General features: G+C 66.3%; 23 protein-coding genes. 3 read left to right on the forward strand and 20 right to left on the reverse strand.

Annotation, left to right across the window (positions count from 1 at the left end):
- Nucleotides 1–68: 68 nt before the first annotated feature.
- The 4 genes from AC3A6X_RS27135 to AC3A6X_RS27150 are packed head-to-tail and all read right to left on the reverse strand — an operon-like array spanning nucleotide 69 to nucleotide 2,551.
- A complete protein-coding gene (locus AC3A6X_RS27135) occupies nucleotides 69–338 on the reverse strand; it encodes an HPr family phosphocarrier protein (protein WP_106560616.1) in 270 nt (89 codons plus the stop codon).
- The gene (locus AC3A6X_RS27140) at nucleotides 307–762 is read right to left on the reverse strand and encodes a PTS sugar transporter subunit IIA (RefSeq protein WP_106560615.1); all 456 of its coding nucleotides are present in this window, start codon (nucleotides 760–762) and stop codon (nucleotides 307–309) included. Before AC3A6X_RS27140 ends, AC3A6X_RS27135 begins: the two co-directional genes overlap by 32 nt.
- The gene (locus tag AC3A6X_RS27145; RefSeq protein ID WP_487845065.1) at nucleotides 759–2,006 is read right to left on the reverse strand and encodes an MFS transporter; all 1,248 of its coding nucleotides are present in this window, start codon (nucleotides 2,004–2,006) and stop codon (nucleotides 759–761) included. The genes AC3A6X_RS27140 and AC3A6X_RS27145 overlap by 4 nt, the downstream gene beginning before the upstream one ends.
- Nucleotides 2,003–2,551, reverse strand: a complete 549-nt coding sequence (locus AC3A6X_RS27150; protein WP_487845066.1) for a hypothetical protein — start codon at nucleotides 2,549–2,551, stop codon at nucleotides 2,003–2,005. Before AC3A6X_RS27150 ends, AC3A6X_RS27145 begins: the two co-directional genes overlap by 4 nt.
- Before the next feature lie 112 nt (nucleotides 2,552–2,663).
- On the opposite strand from AC3A6X_RS27150, the gene AC3A6X_RS27155 reads away from it, so the two are divergent.
- The gene (locus AC3A6X_RS27155) at nucleotides 2,664–3,161 is read left to right on the forward strand and encodes a TlpA disulfide reductase family protein (protein WP_309975034.1); all 498 of its coding nucleotides are present in this window, start codon (nucleotides 2,664–2,666) and stop codon (nucleotides 3,159–3,161) included.
- A gap of 43 nt (nucleotides 3,162–3,204) precedes the next feature.
- Here AC3A6X_RS27155 and AC3A6X_RS27160 read toward each other — a convergent pair whose 3' ends face one another.
- Complete coding sequence (locus AC3A6X_RS27160) at nucleotides 3,205–3,651, reverse strand: c-type cytochrome (protein WP_487845067.1); 447 nt, start codon at nucleotides 3,649–3,651, stop codon at nucleotides 3,205–3,207.
- Nucleotides 3,652–3,807: 156 nt separating this feature from the next.
- Between AC3A6X_RS27160 and AC3A6X_RS27165 the strand changes: the two genes are divergently transcribed.
- A complete protein-coding gene (locus tag AC3A6X_RS27165; RefSeq protein ID WP_487845068.1) occupies nucleotides 3,808–4,521 on the forward strand; it encodes a cytochrome b/b6 domain-containing protein in 714 nt (237 codons plus the stop codon).
- Nucleotides 4,518–5,108 carry a GNAT family N-acetyltransferase gene (locus AC3A6X_RS27170; RefSeq protein ID WP_487845069.1) on the forward strand — a complete coding sequence of 197 codons (591 nt, stop codon included), beginning with the start codon at nucleotides 4,518–4,520 and terminating at the stop codon, nucleotides 5,106–5,108. The genes AC3A6X_RS27165 and AC3A6X_RS27170 overlap by 4 nt, the downstream gene beginning before the upstream one ends.
- 12 nt (nucleotides 5,109–5,120) lie before the next feature.
- Here AC3A6X_RS27170 and AC3A6X_RS27175 read toward each other — a convergent pair whose 3' ends face one another.
- The 15 genes from AC3A6X_RS27175 to AC3A6X_RS27245 all read right to left on the reverse strand — a co-directional run.
- A complete protein-coding gene (locus tag AC3A6X_RS27175) occupies nucleotides 5,121–5,627 on the reverse strand; it encodes a peroxiredoxin (protein ID WP_309975044.1) in 507 nt (168 codons plus the stop codon).
- A gap of 75 nt (nucleotides 5,628–5,702) precedes the next feature.
- A complete protein-coding gene (rpsQ, locus tag AC3A6X_RS27180; RefSeq protein ID WP_106560607.1) occupies nucleotides 5,703–5,972 on the reverse strand; it encodes a 30S ribosomal protein S17 in 270 nt (89 codons plus the stop codon).
- Between the two features lie 9 nt (nucleotides 5,973–5,981).
- Complete coding sequence (gene rpmC / locus AC3A6X_RS27185; protein WP_106560633.1) at nucleotides 5,982–6,185, reverse strand: 50S ribosomal protein L29; 204 nt, start codon at nucleotides 6,183–6,185, stop codon at nucleotides 5,982–5,984.
- Between the two features lie 57 nt (nucleotides 6,186–6,242).
- On the reverse strand, nucleotides 6,243–6,659 hold the full coding sequence (rplP, locus tag AC3A6X_RS27190; protein WP_068674864.1) for a 50S ribosomal protein L16: 417 nt from the start codon (nucleotides 6,657–6,659) through the stop codon (nucleotides 6,243–6,245).
- Nucleotides 6,660–6,687: 28 nt separating this feature from the next.
- Complete coding sequence (gene rpsC, locus AC3A6X_RS27195; protein ID WP_106560606.1) at nucleotides 6,688–7,596, reverse strand: 30S ribosomal protein S3; 909 nt, start codon at nucleotides 7,594–7,596, stop codon at nucleotides 6,688–6,690.
- A gap of 15 nt (nucleotides 7,597–7,611) precedes the next feature.
- Nucleotides 7,612–7,944 (reverse strand): 50S ribosomal protein L22, encoded by a 333-nt coding sequence (rplV, locus tag AC3A6X_RS27200; RefSeq protein ID WP_019657678.1) that lies wholly within the window; start codon nucleotides 7,942–7,944, stop codon nucleotides 7,612–7,614.
- A 9-nt stretch (nucleotides 7,945–7,953) separates the two neighbouring features.
- Entirely contained in the window at nucleotides 7,954–8,232 is a 279-nt protein-coding gene (rpsS, locus tag AC3A6X_RS27205; protein ID WP_062478874.1) for a 30S ribosomal protein S19, read from the reverse strand.
- 11 nt (nucleotides 8,233–8,243) lie between these two features.
- Complete coding sequence (rplB, locus tag AC3A6X_RS27210; protein ID WP_028250945.1) at nucleotides 8,244–9,068, reverse strand: 50S ribosomal protein L2; 825 nt, start codon at nucleotides 9,066–9,068, stop codon at nucleotides 8,244–8,246.
- Between the two features lie 2 nt (nucleotides 9,069–9,070).
- The gene (gene rplW / locus AC3A6X_RS27215) at nucleotides 9,071–9,397 is read right to left on the reverse strand and encodes a 50S ribosomal protein L23 (protein WP_181360687.1); all 327 of its coding nucleotides are present in this window, start codon (nucleotides 9,395–9,397) and stop codon (nucleotides 9,071–9,073) included.
- A gap of 5 nt (nucleotides 9,398–9,402) precedes the next feature.
- Nucleotides 9,403–10,023 (reverse strand): 50S ribosomal protein L4, encoded by a 621-nt coding sequence (gene rplD / locus AC3A6X_RS27220; RefSeq protein WP_309899992.1) that lies wholly within the window; start codon nucleotides 10,021–10,023, stop codon nucleotides 9,403–9,405.
- A gap of 12 nt (nucleotides 10,024–10,035) precedes the next feature.
- Nucleotides 10,036–10,707: a 50S ribosomal protein L3 gene (rplC, locus tag AC3A6X_RS27225; RefSeq protein ID WP_106560603.1), complete on the reverse strand. Its 672-nt coding sequence runs from the start codon at nucleotides 10,705–10,707 to the stop codon at nucleotides 10,036–10,038.
- Nucleotides 10,708–10,891: 184 nt separating this feature from the next.
- Entirely contained in the window at nucleotides 10,892–11,374 is a 483-nt protein-coding gene (locus tag AC3A6X_RS27230) for a hypothetical protein (RefSeq protein WP_487845070.1), read from the reverse strand.
- A gap of 44 nt (nucleotides 11,375–11,418) precedes the next feature.
- Nucleotides 11,419–12,900: a hypothetical protein gene (locus AC3A6X_RS27235; protein ID WP_487845078.1), complete on the reverse strand. Its 1,482-nt coding sequence runs from the start codon at nucleotides 12,898–12,900 to the stop codon at nucleotides 11,419–11,421.
- Between the two features lie 256 nt (nucleotides 12,901–13,156).
- Nucleotides 13,157–13,471: a 30S ribosomal protein S10 gene (gene rpsJ / locus AC3A6X_RS27240; protein WP_106560600.1), complete on the reverse strand. Its 315-nt coding sequence runs from the start codon at nucleotides 13,469–13,471 to the stop codon at nucleotides 13,157–13,159.
- A 20-nt stretch (nucleotides 13,472–13,491) separates the two neighbouring features.
- The coding region (locus AC3A6X_RS27245) for an EF-Tu C-terminal domain-related protein (protein ID WP_487836420.1) at nucleotides 13,492–13,574 on the reverse strand (83 nt) is incomplete at its 5' end.

The raw sequence follows: 13,574 nt of genomic DNA on the forward strand, positions 1-13,574 counted from the left end.
GCACTTTCAGGAAAAAAGCGCGGGCAGCGCGCTGATCGAAGGTGAGAAAGCCTGGGGGTGAACCATCTCTATTCGCCCTCCCCGAACTTGTCGTTCATCAATGCGACGATGGCGTCGAGCGCCTCCTGCTCCTGCTCGCCGTCCGTCTCGACGTCCACCGTCACCCCGATGCCCGCGGCCAGCATCATCACGCCCATGATGCTCTTGGCATTGACGCGGCGGTCCCCGCGCGCCAGCCAGACCTCGCATGGATAGCTGCCCGCGATCTTGGTGAGTTTGGCCGAGGCCCGCGCATGAAGGCCCAGCTTATTGCTGATGGTCACGGATGTCTTGATCACTGTGCTTTCTTCTTGCCTGGTTCTGGGGCGCCGCCACCGCCACCTGCATCACGCCCGCAGTGCCGCCGGTGAGCGCGCGCTGCACCAGCGTTTCCAGCGGTTCATTGCGGTAGCTTACGGCACGCAGCAGCATCGGCAGGTTGACGCCGGCCACCAGCCGCGAACGCACGCCGTCGACCAGCTTCTGCGCCACGTTGCAAGGGGTGGCGCCGAAGACGTCGGCCAGCACCAGCACCTGCGAGCGCGGCGTGTGCTGCAACTGGGCCAGGGTGATGCGCGCGGCGGCCAGGGTTTCGTCGGGCGACACGTTGGGCAGCACGTCCAGCGCCGCGATCGAGGACTCGCTGTCGGGGAACACATGCAGCGCGCACTGCCGCAGCGCCTGGGCAAGCGGCGAGTGGGCGACGATGAAGATGCTGTTCATGCGGGTCGGAGGCGGGTTCGTCGATTATGCGGGGGCGCCCAAAGGAAGTAGAAATAAGATAACAAACAGCATCCCAGGAACAGCCCCAGCGCGCCCTGGAAAGCGCCCGGCGCATCGAAGCCGGCACGGCCAAACAGGTCGACCAGCAGGCCGACGCCCCACTGGACGACGAAAACGCCGAGAAACACCACGAGGTTGTACGCCGAGAGCGCCCGTCCGGCCAGGGCCGGGGGCAGCGCCATGGCAACGGCGGGCTGGGCCAGGGCGACGACGGTGGAACCGCAGAGAAAGACCATCCAGGCCAGCGTGCCCGCGGCGGGACCGAGCACAAGGATGACGGCCAGTGCCAGCATGCTGAACGGCAGGCCCCAGGCGATCAGCCGGTCGGCGGGGATGCCGCGGCGCACGAACCAGGGGTTGGCGACGCCCCACAGCCAGTAGGTGAGCAGCATCGCGATGCTGATCTGGAACAGCGCATCGGCCGCCTCGTCCGGCGCGTAGCCGGCCACCCGGATGAGCCAGGGAACGACCCACAGCGTCAGCATGGCGACGAAGCCGCCGTAGTTGAAGAAGCCGATCGGCGTGAGTTTGCGGAAGAAGGGATCGCGCCATACGACGGCATAACCGCCGTCCGGGGTCGATTCGGGGGCCGTCCCGGCGCCGCCGTTGCGCCAGGCGGGCGCGGCCCAGGCGATCAACAGCATGGCGACGAGCAGCCCGGCCGCCAGCAACCAGAACAGCGGGCGCCATCCCGTGATGGGCATCAGCCAGCGCACGGGCAGCGTGGCGCCGACCAGGCCGAGCGAGCCGGCCATCAGCATCCAGGAGTTGGCGCGCAGCTGCAAGCGCGGGTCGAACCAGCGCCGGTAGCCGGTCAGGGGCGCCATCAGGCAGGCGCTGACGCCCACCCCGGTGAGCACACGTGCCGCCATCAGCGCCCAGAACTGGGTCGCCGCCGAGAACAGCAGGCAGCCTGCAACGGCCGCCGCCAGGAAGCACAGGATCACGCGCTTGGGGCCATGGCGGTCGAGCCAGGTCCCCATGGGCAGCTGGGTGAAGGCGAAGCCCAGGAAGTAGCCGCCGGCCAGCAGGCCGAGGTCGCGCGCGTGCAGCTCGAATTCCGCCGTCAGCGTGGGCGATAGGGTGGCGGTGATGGCGCGGATCAGCGTGGAGAGGAAGTAGGCGAAGGCAAAGGCCAGGAAGACCGCCACGCCGCGGCCAAAGCCCGTGAGCAAGCCGTTCATGGGAGCCGCAGCCCCTCGAAGAAGACGCCCGGTGCCTCGGCCGATTCGGGGCGGCCCAGCACGGTCGCCTGGTAGAGGGCCACTTTGCCGGCCCGTTGCTGGGCGAACCAGAGCACATGGGCAGGCGCCGGGCCGCCCGCGCCTTGCTGCTGCGGCAGGTCGAAACGCACCGGCGCCGGGGAGCCCGCGGCTCGGGGGAGCGTGGCCGGCGTCTCGACGATCGCGGCGCCGGCCAGCTGGCTGCGGGTGGCGGCGCGCCAGGCGCGCATCCACGCGTCGGCCTGGGCCGCGTCTTCGGCGCTGGCATGGGCCACTGCGAAGGTGGCGCCGCCGGCCTCGCAGCCGGTCATGTCGACGGCCACCGATGCGCTGCCGCCGCCCAGGGGCAGGTTGCGCGTGGCGTGGTCGGGCTTGCACGGCAGCAGCGCGACCAGGCCGTCGTCCGCGATCGGGACTTCGCGCCAGTTGAAGACGGGGCTGCAAGCGCCGAGCGCCGCTGTGAGGACGACGACCGGCGCCCATCGGAGACGGAACGGAAGGGGCATCGGAGGCCGATTATCGAACCGCCTCCCGCGCGCCCAGCCGCGGATGGCCCTCTGGCAGGCGCGGCCCCCTCGACGGAACTAAAATCGCCCCGCTTCGCTCCACCGTTGCCCCATGAAAAAACTCGTCCCCGCCGTCGCAATCGCCATCGCCCTGGCTGTCGGCGTCGGCGTGTACCTCGACACGGGCGTGTCGGCCGCGCCGGCCTCGACCTTCGTGCTGCTCGACGGCAGCAAGAAGAGCACGGACGATCTCAAGGGCAAGGTCACCCTGGTGAATTTCTGGGCCACCAGCTGCGTCACCTGCGTGGCCGAGATGCCCAAGGTGATCGCCACCTACGACAAGTACAAGGACCGCGGCTACGACACGCTGGCGGTGGCCATGAGCTACGACCCGCCCAGCTACGTGGTGAACTTCGCGCAAACGCGCAAGCTGCCCTTCAAGGTGGCCATCGACAACACCGGCGCGGTGGCCCAGGCCTGGGGCGACGTGAAGCTGACGCCCACCACCTACATCGTCAACAAGCGCGGCGAGATCGTGAAGCGCTACGTGGGCGAGCCCGACTTTGCCGAGCTGCACCGGTTGATCGAGAAGCTGCTGGCCGAAGCGTAGGCCGACGGTGGGGCGGTGTCATTCAACAGCGCCCGTTGCGCTTTCATTTGCCGCGGAACGTGTCGTGGCAGGACTTGCAGGTCTCGCCCACGGCCGAAACCGAGGCCTTGAGTGCGTCCAGGTTGCCGGCCTTCGACGCGACGAGGAGCTTGCCGGTCTCACCAACGAGCTTCTCGTTGAGCTCCTTGAACTTCGCCTGCTCCTTCCAGATCTCCGGCTTGGCCTTGCCGCCTTCCGTGCCGGGGCCGAAGCCGATCCACGGCAGCTTCGAGATCTCCGCCACCACCTCGGCGTTCGCCGTCGCACTCGCGGCGTCGTAGGGCGTGCGGCCGCTGGCCATGGCGCCCAGGCGGCTCATGTGATAGTTCTGGATGAACATCGCGCTCTGGCGATACTTGATGGCGTCTTCGGTCTTGGCGAACTGGGCCAGGGCCGGCAGGCACAGCACGGCGCCGGCCGCGGCCAGGGTCAACGAGGCAAAGCGATTCATCGTGATTCCTTGTTGTAGGGGAGCGGCGCCGCGAACTGGCGGCGCGGGGCAGTTTAGGGGCGGGTGACGGCGCCCCATGCATAGCGACAACCCGTAGGCGCGGCGACGCCGACTTTGCTAATCTGCGCCTTCCGACGCTTCGCGCCCACCCCCTCGATGCCCCCCGTCCTTGAGTCCGCCACGCGCCCCGCGAGCCTGGGCGACGCCAGCGCGATCCGCACGCGTGTGTGGGACCTGCCGACACGCGTGTTTCACTGGGCGCTCACGGTTGCGGTGATCGGCCAGTTGGCGACCGGCTTCGGTGGCGTGATGGAGTGGCACTTCCGGATCGGCTACACGGTGCTTTCGCTGCTGCTTTTTCGCGTGATCTGGGGGTTTGTGGGCGGGCGCTGGTCGCGCTTCGCCGCCTTCGCCTATTCGCCCGGCTCGGTGATGAACTACTTGCGCGGGCGCCCGCATCCGGACCATCTCATCGGGCACAGCCCGCTGGGCGCCTTCTCGGTGTTCGCGCTGCTGGCGATCCTGACGCTGCAGGTAGCAACTGGCTTGGTGGCCGACGACGAAGTCATGTCGGCGGGGCCGCTCACGCGTTTCGTCTCGGGCGCGACGGTGAGCCTCGCCACGGGCTGGCACACCCTGTTCGGCAAGTGGATCGTGATCGCGCTGGTGAGCCTGCACGTGCTGGCGGTGCTCTTCTATGTGGCGATCAAGCGCCGTCGACTGGTGGGGCCGATGATCTCCGGCGACAAGCTGGTCGTGGACGGCCGCGCGGCGCCGAGCCGCGACGACGCCGCGTCGCGCCTGCTGGCTTTGGTGGTGTTCGCGGCCTGCGCCGCCTTCGCGGCGTGGATCGCGTCGCTCAGGGCATGAGTTTTTCCGTCTCCCGGCCGCTTCCGCTGGAAGGTACGCCAGACATCGTGCTGGTGACGCCCGACGACGCGCACGAACTGGAGGCGACGCGCGCGATCTTCAGGGACTACGCCGCCTCGCTGGGCATCGACCTGTGCTTCCAGAACTTCGACGAAGAGCTGGCCACGCTGCCCGGGGACTATGCCGAGCCGCGCGGCGCGCTGCTGCTGGCGCTGGCGGACGCCGAGCGCCGGGATGCGGTCGCCCCGCCGATCGACGCACCGATCATCCGGCGCGCACAGGGCGGTATGGCCTATGTGGCCGGGTGCTGCGCGCTGCGGCCCCTGGACACGGCCGACTATCCCAACGCCGCCGAGATGAAGCGGCTTTACGTCCGTCCCGCCTTCCGCGGCCTCGGGCTCGGCCGCCAGATGGCGGAGGCCATGCTGGACGCGGCGCGTGGCGCCGGCTATGCCTGCGTGCTGCTGGACACGCTGGACGACATGGAATCGGCCCGGGCCCTCTACGAAGACCTGGGCTTCGTCGAGGTGCCGCCCTACTACCACAACCCCATCGCGGGGGCGCACTACCTCAAGGTGGAGCTCTGAGGCGGGGCGCGCTCAGCCGCGCGCCTGCTTGAGCAGCGTCTCGGCGTCGCTGACCTCGAACTTGCCGGGCCCTTCGACGTTGAGCGTGGCGACCTTGCCATCTTTCACCAGCATCGAATAGCGGTTGCTGCGCACACCCATGCCGCGGGCCGTCAGGTCCAGCGTCAGGCCGGTCGCGTTTGCGAATGCGCCGCTGCCGTCGGCCAGCATGCGCACCTTGGTGCCGGTCTTCTGGTCGCGCGCCCAGGCGCCCATCACGAAGGCGTCGTTGACGCTCACGCACCAGATCTCGTCCACGCCGGCGGCCTGGAGCGCCTCGTGGTTCTGTACATAGCCCGGAACATGCTTGGCCGAGCAGGTCGGCGTGAAGGCGCCGGGCAGGCCGAAGATGGCGATCGTCTTGCCCGCCGCGGCCTTGCTCACGTCGACCGGGTTGGGCCCGATGCTGCAGCCCTCGCCTTCGACCTCGGAATACTCCTGCAGGGTTGCGGAAGGAAGGGTGTCACCGACTTGGATCATGGAAAGTGCTCCTGAAAAAGAAAAGCGGCCCACATTGTGGGCCGCTTTCGCTGTGGCTGCGTTGCCGCTGTGCGATCAGACCAGCACGGCCTTCTCGACCAGGCGGGTCACCACCCAGTTCTTCGACTTGGAGATCGGCCGGCTCTCGGTGATCTCGATCATGTCGCCCATTTTGTACTCGCCCTTTTCGTCATGGGCGTGGTACTTGCTCGAGCGGATCACGATCTTGTCGTAGATCGGGTGCTTCACACGGCGCTCGACGAGCACCGTCACGGTCTTCTCGCGCTTGTCGCTGACCACCTTGCCGACCAGGGTGCGCTTGAGGGATTTTTTAGCTTCCGTCATGTTCGCTCCTTACTTGGCGGCTTCTTGCTGCTTCTGCGCAAGAATGGTCTTGGCACGTGCGATGTCACGACGGGTGACGCGCAGCGTGGCTGTGTTCGACAGCTGTTGAGTGGCCTTCTGCATGCGCAGGCCGAAATGGGCCTTCTGCAGATCCTTGATTTCGGTCTGCAGCGCGGCGACGTCCTTGTCGCGCAGCGTTGCGGCTTTCGACACCTTGGCCGTAGCCGCCGCGTCCTTCGTCTTACGTGTTGCCATGAGTGTTCTCCTCGATCAGGCGCCGAGCTGGCGCGCGACGAAGGTGGTGCGCAGCGGCAGCTTGGCGGCAGCCAGGCGGAACGCTTCGCGGGCGAGTTCCTCGGGCACACCGACGATCTCGTAGATCACCTTGCCGGGCTGGATTTCGGCCACGTAGTACTCGGGGTTGCCCTTGCCGTTACCCATCCGCACTTCTGCGGGCTTGGTGGAGATCGGCTTGTCGGGGAACACGCGAATCCAGATGCGGCCACCCCGCTTGACGTGACGCGAGATCGCGCGACGGGCGGCTTCGATCTGGCGCGCCGTCAGGCGGCCGCGGTCGATCGACTTGAGGCCGAAGTCACCGAAGGACACCGCGTTGCCGCGGGTCGCGATGCCGGTGTTGCGGCCCTTCTGTTCCTTGCGGAACTTTCTGCGTGCAGGTTGCAGCATGTTTCTTACTCCGTAGTTCTAAGACCGATCACTCGGTCTTGGAGCCGTCCGCTGCTGCAGCGGGCGCGGCTTTGCGGACGCGCTTAACGGCGGGTTTCGAGTCTGCACCCGGCTGTGCGCCGGTAGCTTCGGCGGGCTTGTCGCTGCCATCGGCCGGGGCGACATTGCCGCCCATCGGGCCGCGGGCACCGGCGCGGGGGCCGCGACGGTCCGAGCCCGGACGGTCGCCGGGGCGGCCGTCACGGCGCGGGCCACGCGGGCGACGCTCTTCTTCGGGACGCGGGGTCTCGACGACCGGCAGGTCGTTGCGGCCCAGCGTGTCGCCCTTGTAGACCCAGACCTTGACGCCGATGACGCCGTAGGTGGTCTTGGCTTCCGAGGTGCCGTAGTCGATGTCGGCGCGCAGCGTGTGCAGCGGCACGCGGCCTTCGCGGTACCACTCGGTACGAGCGATTTCGATGCCGTTCAGGCGGCCAGCCGACATGATCTTGATGCCCTGGGCACCCAGACGCATGGCGTTCTGCATGGCGCGCTTCATGGCGCGGCGGAACATGATGCGCTTCTCGAGCTGCTGCGTGATGCTGTCGGCGATCAGCTGTGCATCGATTTCAGGCTTGCGCACTTCCTCGATGTTCACGGCGACCGGCACGCCCAGCTGCTTGCCCAGCTCGCGCTTCAGGTTCTCGATGTCCTCGCCCTTCTTGCCGATCACCACGCCCGGACGTGCCGAGTAGATCGTGATGCGGGCGTTCTTGGCGGGGCGCTCGATCAGCACGCGCGACACGGACGCGTTCTTGAGCTTCTTCTTCAGGTACTCGCGCACCTTGATGTCTTCGGCCAGCATGCCCGCGAAGTCGCGGTTGCTCGCGTACCAGCGGCTGGACCAGTTGCGGCTCACCGAGAGGCGGAAGCCGGTGGGGTGGATCTTCTGTCCCATATTCTTCCAGCCTTCTTAGTTGCCGACCGTCACGTACACATGGCACGTCGGCTTGCTGATGCGGTTGCCGCGGCCCTTGGCGCGCGCGGTGAAGCGCTTGAGCGTGGCGCCTTGCTCGACGTAGATGGTCTTGACCTTCAGCTCGTCGATGTCGGCACCGTCGTTGTGCTCGGCGTTGGCGATGGCCGACTCGAGCACCTTCTTCACGATCACGGCGGCCTTCTTCTGCGTGAACTGCAGGATGTTGAGCGCCTGATCGACCTTCTTGCCGCGGATCAGGTCGGCGACCAGACGGCCCTTGTCGACCGAGAGGCGGACGCCGCGGAGGACTGCACGTGTTTCAGACATGGTCGTTCCTTACTTCTTCTGGACTTTCTTGTCCGCGGGGTGCCCCTTGAACGTGCGCGTGAGCGCAAATTCGCCGAGCTTGTGGCCGACCATCTGGTCGGTGATGTAGACAGGCACGTGCTGCTTGCCGTTGTGCACGGCGATGGTCAGGCCGATGAACTCGGGCAGGACCATCGAGCGACGCGACCAGGTCTTGATCGGCTTCTTGTCCTTGTTCGTCACAGCCTTGTCGGCCTTGGCCACCAGGTGGTGGTCGACGAAGGGACCTTTCTTGAGAGAGCGAGTCATTGTGCTGTCCCTTACTTCTTGCGACGCGACACGATGAAGACCTGCGTGCGCTTGTTGTTGCGGGTGCGATAACCCTTGGTGAGATTGCCCCAGGGATCGACAGGATGGCGGCCTTCGCCGGTCTTGCCTTCGCCGCCGCCGTGCGGGTGATCGACCGGGTTCATCACCACACCGCGAACGGTCGGGCGGATACCCATCCAGCGCTTCACGCCGGCCTTGCCGAGCTGGCGCAGGCTGTGCTCTTCGTTGGCGACTTCACCGATGGTCGCGCGGCATTCGACGTGCACGCGGCGCACTTCGCCCGACCGCATGCGGACCTGGGCGTAGACGCCTTCGCGGGCCAGCAGCGTGGCCGAGGTGCCGGCCGAGCGGGCGATCTGCGCGCCCTTGCCGGGCTGCAGCTCGATGCAGTGGATCGTGGAACCCACGGGGATGTTGCGGATCGGCAGCGTGTTGCCGGCGCGGATCGGCGCTTCCGAGCCGCTCAGCAGCGTCGCGCCAGCTTCCAGGCCGCGCGGGGCGATGATGTAGCGGCGCTCGCCGTCGGCGTAGCACACGAGCGCGATGTGGGCGGTGCGGTTCGGGTCGTACTCGATGCGTTCGACCTTGGCCGGGATCCCGTCCTTGTTGCGCACGAAGTCCACCACGCGATAGTGGTGCTTGTGGCCGCCGCCCTTGTGGCGGGTCGTGATGTGGCCGTTGTTGTTGCGGCCGGCCTTCTGGAACTGGGGCTCCAGAAGCGCTGCGTGCGGCGCACCCTTGTACAGGTGGTCCCGCGAGATCTTCACCGCGCCGCGCTGGCCCGGCGAAGTGGGTTTCATCTTGATGACGGCCATGATTAAGCGCCTTCCCCGACCAGGTTGAGCTCTTGACCAGCCTTGAGCGTCACGTAGGCCTTGCGAACGTTGTCGCGGCGGCCGACCGACTTGCCAAAGCGCTTGGTCTTGCCCTTGGTGTTGAGCACCGACACGCCCTTCACTTCGACCTTGAACATCAGTTCGACGGCCGCCTTGATTTCGGGCTTGGTGGCGTCCTGCAACACCTTGAAAGTGACTGCATTCGACTTCTCGCCGACCATCGTGGCCTTCTCGGACACGATCGGTGCGACCAGCACGTTCATCAGCCGACCTTCGTCGAACTGACGCTGCTGAGGCGTGGGATTCATGCGGCTCATGCGAACATCTCCTTGAGCTTGTCGACGGCGCCCTTGGTGACCAGCACCTTCTTGTAGTGGACCAGCGACACCGGATCGGCGTAACGCGGCTCGACCACGAGCACGTTCACCAGGTTGCGCGAAGCCAGGTACAGGTTCTCGTCGACTTCTTCGGCGATCACGAGCACGGACTCGAGGTTCATCGCCTTGAACTTGGCAGCCAGCGCCTTGGTCTTGGGCGAGTCGACCTTGATCGAGTCGACCACGGCCACGCGGCCTTCGCGGGCGAGCTGCGAAAAGATGGACGCCATGCCGGCGCGGTACATCTTCTTGTTGATCTTCTGCGAGAAGTTCTCGTCAGGCATGTTCGGGAAGATGCGGCCGCCCCCGCGCCACAGCGGCGAGGAAGTCATACCGGCACGGGCGCGGCCCGTTCCCTTTTGCTTGAACGGCTTCTTGGTCGAGTGCTTGACCTGCTCGCGGTCCTTCTGGGCGCGCGTGCCCTGGCGGGCATTGGCCTGGTAGGCGACGACGACCTGGTGGACCAGGTCTTCGTTGTAGTCACGGCCGAACACGGTCTCGGGTGCGTCGTACTTGGACGCGGCCTGGCCTTGTTCGTTCAGGAGTTCGAGTTGCATTTCTTTTGCTCCTTAGGCCGCCGGCGCGGCCTTGGCCTTGACGGCCGGGCGCACGGTGACGAAGCCACCCTTGGCACCGGGAATTGCGCCCTTGATCAGAAGCAGCTGGCGCGCTTCGTCGATACGGATCACGTCGAGGTTCTGGGTCGTCACGGTGACGTCGCCCAGATGGCCCGTCATGCGCTTGCCCGGGAACACGCGGCCCGGGTCCTGCGCCATGCCGATGGAACCCGGCACGTTGTGCGAACGGCTGTTGCCGTGCGAGGCGCGCTGCGAACTCATGTTGTGGCGCTTGATGGTGCCGGCGTAGCCCTTGCCGATCGAGGTGCCCTGCACGTCGACCTTCTGGCCCACCGCGAACACGCTGCTCACGGCGATGGCGCCGCCAGCCTTGTGCTGGGCGGCCGCATCGGCGGTGACGCGGAATTCCTGGATGATTTCGCCGGCTTCGACGCCAGCCTTGGCGAGATGGCCCGCTTCGGGCTTGGTAACGCGCGACGCCTTGCGCGAGCCGAACGTCACTTGCAGTGCGACGTAGCCATCGGTCTCTTGGGATTTGATCTGGGTCACACGGTTGTTGGACACATCCACTACCGTGACGGGAACGGCATCCCCGTCATCGGTGAAGAGACGCATCATCCCCACCTTGCGGCCCAGCAACCCGAGGGAGTTGCTCAGACTCATGGTTTTTCTCCAAAACTCCCGCCGCTGCCACTTCAATTGGCGACAGCGTTTGGTATGCGGAAGAAGGTTAATAAAGCTCTGCGCCAAGAGGCACCCGGAAGGCGCAAGTTGGGCAGAGCCGGAGATTATAGCCCGCAAAAGTCCGAGTGCGCAACCCACCGGCCAGCCTGGCCAGCCGGGCTCATCACTTCACCGGCATGGAGATGATCTTGTCACCTTCGGTCGTCTGCTTCAGCCCGCTGCTGGCGGGCATGGCGGAAGGCGCCTTGCCCACCTGGACAGTGATCGAGGTCGCGCTGGTCGCGCCGTTCTGGGTGGTGAACACATGCAGGTAGCCGGTGCCGTCGGCGTCCGGAATGACCTGAACGGTCAGGGTCGAGGCCTTTCCGGCCGGCAAGGCGTGCGGGCCGGCCGAGCCGCCGATGGTCAGGCCGCCGTCGGCCGTCAGCTTGACTGTGCCACCGGCAGGATCGCTGACGCCGTCGAAGCTCAGCACGACCGGGACGGCGCTACCGGCCTGCGGTGTGCCGTCGATGCGGTACTGAACGGCGATGCCCGAGCCGCCCGGCTTCACGGGTGCGGCCGTCATCCCCGTGGAAGCGGCCTGTCCAGGCTTCGCGTTGTGCGCGCAGGCCTGCAAGGACACACCCATGGCCAGCGCCGCCATGACGACGGCTCCGAGGCTGCGAGATGCACGCATGGCTGTGCTCCTTAGTTGATGGTGACGGTGAAGCATGTGTTCGCCGACGTGTTGTTGAAATCGTTGAGCACCAGAACGGCCTCGCCCGTGGACAGGCTGACAGCGCCCGATTCGCTGCCCACGACCGTGGAGAGCCCCTGCCCTGCGCGGCGCCCCTGGTAGACCACGAAATCCGGGTCCGTGCCGGGAGTCCCGCCTGTGACCGCAATCGTGACGCTGTAATTGCGCTGCGCCGGGGCGGTGAAGCGCAAGTAGGCGTAGCTGCCGAGCTTGTTGCCGGCACGGCCCGGATCGACTTGGTTCGTCACGCAAGCCTGCGTGCCGACGCCCAGCGTCGCCGTCCTGTACATGGGGAGAGCGAAGCTGCCGAGTCCACCACCATTCGTCTCGTTATCGGCGAATTGGTTGTTCGGTACCGCGATGCCCTGTCCAACCAGCAGTGCGTTCAGCGCCGAGGCACTCCCAGGTGCCGCGGCATTGAAGGCCACGGAGAAGGGATGAATCGAGGTCACCGCCGTGCCCGTCTTGAAGGAGCCGGTGAGTGCGTCGTGGATCGGCTTGAAGCCGACCTGGTTGTTGAGGTTCCAGAAGATGGACTGGATCGAGGCCTCGCGGAACCAGCCGGAATTGGACGTCGTCCCCGTGGCCAGATCGAGGTTGGATCCCAGGGCCTGGTTTGCGCCAGTCGAATCGGTGTAGTTACTGCGCGCCAGGGCGATGCCCGACCACGCGTTGCCCCAGCCCTCCGAGAAAGCCAGGCGCCGATCCAGCAGTTCGCTCAAGGAATGGCTGCCACCGGGCGAATCGTCGCGGCTGAAGGCCGACTGGTAGTAGTGCCCCCATTCGTGCGCGACCACCGAGTTGTCGTACTCGTCGGTATCGACGTTCTCCTTGCCCAGCACGTAGATGGCACGCACCGCACCCGTCGCGGTCGAACTGGTGAAGAAGGTCGTTCCGATCTGACCCAGCGCCGGGTTGCCGGAAGCCGGTACGTTGTTGACGCTCCAGAAGACGCGCAGCGGCGGGAACGCCGTGCTCGATGCAACCGACAGGACCTTGGCCTGGGTTGCGTAGACGGTGTCGAGCACTGCGAACGGTCCGGCCACGCGGGTCGAGCCGTAGCTCGAGCCGTTCCAGCCGGAGGGTGCGTGGACGTTACGCGTCACCGCCGCGCCACCGGTAGGGAAGCTCTCGCTGGCCATCGAGTAAAGAGCGTCGCTCTGGGTGTTGTCGCGCACGCTGACGTCCCAGTTCGCCCCCGAGCCGGTCTGCAGAAGCTGGGCCTTGACGCGCACACTGACGGTCGTGTTGGCGGGCACGGTAGCCGAATAAGCGCCGTTGCCATCGGTGGCCGTACTGGTCAGCACGGCGCCGTTGGCATCGAGGACTTCGACGACGGCGCCACGAACCGGCTTGGCGCTCATGGCGCCGTAATTCAGCGCACCGGTGGTGTTGGGCACCGAATCGAAAGTCACGTTGCCGTTCAACGCCACCGTCGTTGCGCCCGGCAAGCCCGTGATCGGGAAGAAGCCGCCGCCGCCGCCACCCCCACCGCCGCATGCGCCGAGCACGACTACGGCGACGACTGCCGAGCTCCGCAGGAACCAAGTCTTCATGATCTCTCACCCCCCAGAGCGTCCATGCCCGGCCGATCGCCGTCGGCGAAGGATGCCACATTCACAAGTCAAAAAATAAGCCCACCAGCGCTTCCGCGGGCGGGCCTATTCCTACAAAGCCGGTATGGCTTTTTTACTGCAGCTTGATCTCGACGTCCACGCCGGCCGGCAGGTCGAGCTTCATCAGCGCGTCCACGGTCTTGTCGGTCGGGTCGACGATGTCCATCAGGCGTTGGTGCGTGCGGATCTCGAACTGGTCGCGGCTCGTCTTGTTGACGTGCGGCGAACGCAGGATGTCGAAACGCTTCATGCGGGTCGGCAAGGGGACGGGGCCCTTGACGATCGCGCCGGTGCGCTTGGCGGTGTCCACGATCTCGGCAGCCGACTGGTCGATCAGCTTGTAGTCGAACGCCTTCAGGCGGATGCGGATTTTTTGCTTGGCAGCCATGGTGATTCCTTTGCGTTCGATCAGATGTCGAGGATCTTCGCCACGACGCCCGAGCCCACGGTGCGGCCGCCCTCGCGGATGGCGAAGCGCAGGCCTTCTTCCA

It is taken from the genome of Variovorax sp. Soil_C_12 (genome assembly GCF_057657375.1).

What these genes read in the sequence shown, in the direction of transcription:
- AC3A6X_RS27140 (WP_106560615.1), bottom strand. Translation starts at nt 762, where the DNA reads ATGAACAGCATCTTCATCGTCGCCCACTCGCCGCTTGCCCAGGCGCTG.
- AC3A6X_RS27145 (WP_487845065.1), bottom strand. Translation starts at nt 2,006, where the DNA reads ATGAACGGCTTGCTCACGGGCTTTGGCCGCGGCGTGGCGGTCTTCCTG.
- AC3A6X_RS27150 (WP_487845066.1), bottom strand. Translation starts at nt 2,551, where the DNA reads ATGCCCCTTCCGTTCCGTCTCCGATGGGCGCCGGTCGTCGTCCTCACA.
- AC3A6X_RS27155 (WP_309975034.1), top strand. Translation starts at nt 2,664, where the DNA reads ATGAAAAAACTCGTCCCCGCCGTCGCAATCGCCATCGCCCTGGCTGTC.
- AC3A6X_RS27160 (WP_487845067.1), bottom strand. Translation starts at nt 3,651, where the DNA reads ATGAATCGCTTTGCCTCGTTGACCCTGGCCGCGGCCGGCGCCGTGCTG.
- AC3A6X_RS27165 (WP_487845068.1), top strand. Translation starts at nt 3,808, where the DNA reads ATGCCCCCCGTCCTTGAGTCCGCCACGCGCCCCGCGAGCCTGGGCGAC.
- AC3A6X_RS27170 (WP_487845069.1), top strand. Translation starts at nt 4,518, where the DNA reads ATGAGTTTTTCCGTCTCCCGGCCGCTTCCGCTGGAAGGTACGCCAGAC.
- AC3A6X_RS27175 (WP_309975044.1), bottom strand. Translation starts at nt 5,627, where the DNA reads ATGATCCAAGTCGGTGACACCCTTCCTTCCGCAACCCTGCAGGAGTAT.
- rpsQ (WP_106560607.1), bottom strand. Translation starts at nt 5,972, where the DNA reads ATGACGGAAGCTAAAAAATCCCTCAAGCGCACCCTGGTCGGCAAGGTG.
- rplP (WP_068674864.1), bottom strand. Translation starts at nt 6,659, where the DNA reads ATGCTGCAACCTGCACGCAGAAAGTTCCGCAAGGAACAGAAGGGCCGC.
- rpsC (WP_106560606.1), bottom strand. Translation starts at nt 7,596, where the DNA reads ATGGGACAGAAGATCCACCCCACCGGCTTCCGCCTCTCGGTGAGCCGC.
- rplV (WP_019657678.1), bottom strand. Translation starts at nt 7,944, where the DNA reads ATGTCTGAAACACGTGCAGTCCTCCGCGGCGTCCGCCTCTCGGTCGAC.
- rpsS (WP_062478874.1), bottom strand. Translation starts at nt 8,232, where the DNA reads ATGACTCGCTCTCTCAAGAAAGGTCCCTTCGTCGACCACCACCTGGTG.
- rplB (WP_028250945.1), bottom strand. Translation starts at nt 9,068, where the DNA reads ATGGCCGTCATCAAGATGAAACCCACTTCGCCGGGCCAGCGCGGCGCG.
- rplW (WP_181360687.1), bottom strand. Translation starts at nt 9,397, where the DNA reads ATGAATCCCACGCCTCAGCAGCGTCAGTTCGACGAAGGTCGGCTGATG.
- rplD (WP_309899992.1), bottom strand. Translation starts at nt 10,023, where the DNA reads ATGCAACTCGAACTCCTGAACGAACAAGGCCAGGCCGCGTCCAAGTAC.
- rplC (WP_106560603.1), bottom strand. Translation starts at nt 10,707, where the DNA reads ATGAGTCTGAGCAACTCCCTCGGGTTGCTGGGCCGCAAGGTGGGGATG.
- AC3A6X_RS27230 (WP_487845070.1), bottom strand. Translation starts at nt 11,374, where the DNA reads ATGGCGGCGCTGGCCATGGGTGTGTCCTTGCAGGCCTGCGCGCACAAC.
- rpsJ (WP_106560600.1), bottom strand. Translation starts at nt 13,471, where the DNA reads ATGGCTGCCAAGCAAAAAATCCGCATCCGCCTGAAGGCGTTCGACTAC.